The sequence below is a fragment of the Streptomyces sp. NPDC051172 genome (assembly GCF_040682555.1).
Taxonomy (GTDB): domain Bacteria; phylum Actinomycetota; class Actinomycetes; order Streptomycetales; family Streptomycetaceae; genus Streptomyces.
On record NZ_JBFBBE010000281.1, the window covers coordinates 1 to 2,335 of the forward strand.

The following is a 2,335-nucleotide window of genomic DNA, read 5'->3' on the forward strand; positions in this document are numbered from 1 at the left end:
CAGCGGTCCCGTTCGTCATTCACCGCAGGGCCAGCACGCCCACCCGCGCCTGGACAGCGCCCCAGCCAGCCTTAACTTCCCGGCCTTGGGTGTTGCGGTAGAGGTTGCGGGGGTCGTCTCAGCGTCCTGGAGTTCGCCCAGGTCACTGCGGGCGTACGGTGTGGTCGGGCCGCTGACATCCCCGTTGCGACCCCCTTCGGCCATGCCCTGGCTGGAGTTGAGGATGAGGGAGGGGCGGGATGGGCGGCGTGGACGCTGCCGGGGATCGGGGCGCGCTCCCGGGTGTTGCGCGCCGGGCGGGGCCGACGCGCCAGCGCCGCCGACGGTGCGGCGGCCGGGGTCAGGAGTCGTCGTCGGCGGAGTCGTTGATGTGGTCGAAGCCGCGGAGCAGAGGTGTCAGCTCCGCTGCTTCCTCGCAGTCCGGTGCGTGCGGGACGGAGCGGGCCGGGCCCCGGCCGTCACGCACCTTCTGCAGCACCCAGCCCGAAGGCCGGCGCTCACCGAGGACTCACGGACCACCGCCTGCGGTGACCGCTCCAGCTTCTCGGTGACGACCTGGGCGTAGTCGACGCCGTCGACCGGCCGTACGTGGTCGGGGGCGCGCACCCACACTCGGTACTCCGCCGCCTCCACACCGCCGTCCTCGAGGTCGCGGTACGACGGCAGCTCCCACGAGGTACAGCCAGCCCGTTTCGGTCTGCCGCCGCCTCCATAGCCGTGCGATGACCTCCTGCTCCGGGTGCGCCGCTGCCAAGTGAAGAACATCCCCGGCGGGCTGCTCGTTGTGCTCACGAAGCCGATACCGTCGCCAGGTGACACGCGGCCACACGAGTTGTTACTCCCATGCCAAGTACGCCCTCACTTGCGGCGAATACGAAGTCCTCCTGCTTCACGCTGACGGCCACTGCACTCTCTGCACAAAGCAGCCTCGCGCCGGCCGGCCGCTCAACATTGACCATGATCACGCCCTCGGTCAGTGGGCTGTCCGCGGCCTCGTCTGTGACCGCTGTAACCAGATCCTCCGCCGCGTCGAAGCCGGCGAGTACCCCGGCTGGCTCGCTGTCAGGCTCTACCTCGACAACCCGTGGCACGCCACCCAGCCCAGCAGCGGGGCGAAGGCTGCGAGAGAGAAGCCGCGGGCGGAGTGCCCCGCGTGCGGCACGGACGTGGCCGTGTACAAGAACGGTTCACTCGCCCGCCACCAGGCCATCGGGCGGCGGGACGGCAAGTGTTGGGCGGGCACATGTCCCGGCATGAACGAAGCTCCCGCAACAGTGGAGATCCTGCGGGAGAAAGGCCGCAACGTCATCCCGATGCAGGCAGCACACCGGCCGAAACCGAGCCCGGCTCCTCATCCGCCAAGTGACGTCGTACGGTGACCACATGGCGGCCGAGGTACCTGCGTTGGTCCCTGATCAGATGCGGCGCGCTTGACTATGTCGAGGGTGTCTGGGGCGGTGACGACGAGGCGATGGAGCGGCTGGAGCTGCACTCGTACGGACAGTTGCCGATGCGGCATCTCCTGGCGGAGGTCCTGCAGCTGCTCGTGCTGAGCGCCGGCATCCTCGAAGCCGCCGACGGGGCACCGTCTGTCGGGCGGGCGCGGCCAGGACGTGGCGCTTGGGTCCGTCCTGGTCCGCGCTGTGCGGGAGTGGGCGGACACGGCCCAGCCGGACGCTCCCTCGGGTGATGGCGAGGATGTCGAGGTGGACGGCATCGTGATTCCCGAGTACCGGCAGGCGGGAGCGGGGATCGCGCGTACGGTCGCGGAGTTCATCCTGGCCGCCACCCCTGGCGCCCCTGGCGACCTGCACGGCCGCCTGGAGGCCATCCGCGGCGCACAGCCCCGGCCTGAGCCCGGGGCCGGCATCGCCCGCGCTTCGCGCGGGCAGCCTCTCGTGCCACCGGCCCGGACGCCATCCCCCGAACGGGTTGTGACTCCCGCTCTGATGTGACCGTGTATGACTGCCGCACTGGGTGTCTTCGCCTCGGCTGCACTGCTTGTCCTTGCTGTACCTGCTGCTCATGCCGCCGAGTGCGGTGTCCGCTCCGACGGCCGCCTGTACTGCGGCAACAAGGCTGGGGCGAAGGGCTATGCCGATCGCTCGTTCCGTTCGGCGACGCGCGGCACCCTCGATGGCACGTTCAGCTGGTTCCAGTGCTGGGGGCACGGCGACCCCCACCCTGGTGGGAATGACATCTGGTACTGGACACAGCTCGACAACGGGGCGTGGGGGAACGTCCCGGCAGTGGACGTCAGCACTGGTCAGGACCCTGCCCCCGGCCTCCGCGAATGCTGATGAACAGCTGAGCGCCCCGGTTGGCCACACTGGCC

2 protein-coding genes and 1 pseudogene are annotated in these 2,335 nt (G+C 69.9%); 2 read left to right on the forward strand and 1 reads right to left on the reverse strand.

Annotated features, from left to right (window positions below; genetic code table 11):
- Positions 1–340 precede the first annotated feature (340 nt).
- Positions 341–754: pseudogene (locus AB0N07_RS50310) on the reverse strand (hypothetical protein).
- A 58-nt stretch (positions 755–812) separates the two neighbouring features.
- Here AB0N07_RS50310 and AB0N07_RS50315 point away from each other — a divergent pair.
- Both AB0N07_RS50315 and AB0N07_RS50320 read left to right on the forward strand, forming a co-directional pair.
- Positions 813–1,379, forward strand: coding sequence for an endonuclease domain-containing protein (locus AB0N07_RS50315; RefSeq protein ID WP_365847624.1), 567 nt, complete (start codon positions 813–815; stop codon positions 1,377–1,379).
- 234 nt (positions 1,380–1,613) lie between these two features.
- Positions 1,614–1,955 carry a hypothetical protein gene (locus AB0N07_RS50320; protein ID WP_365847626.1) on the forward strand — a complete coding sequence of 114 codons (342 nt, stop codon included), beginning with the start codon at positions 1,614–1,616 and terminating at the stop codon, positions 1,953–1,955.
- Positions 1,956–2,335: the final 380 nt, after the last annotated feature.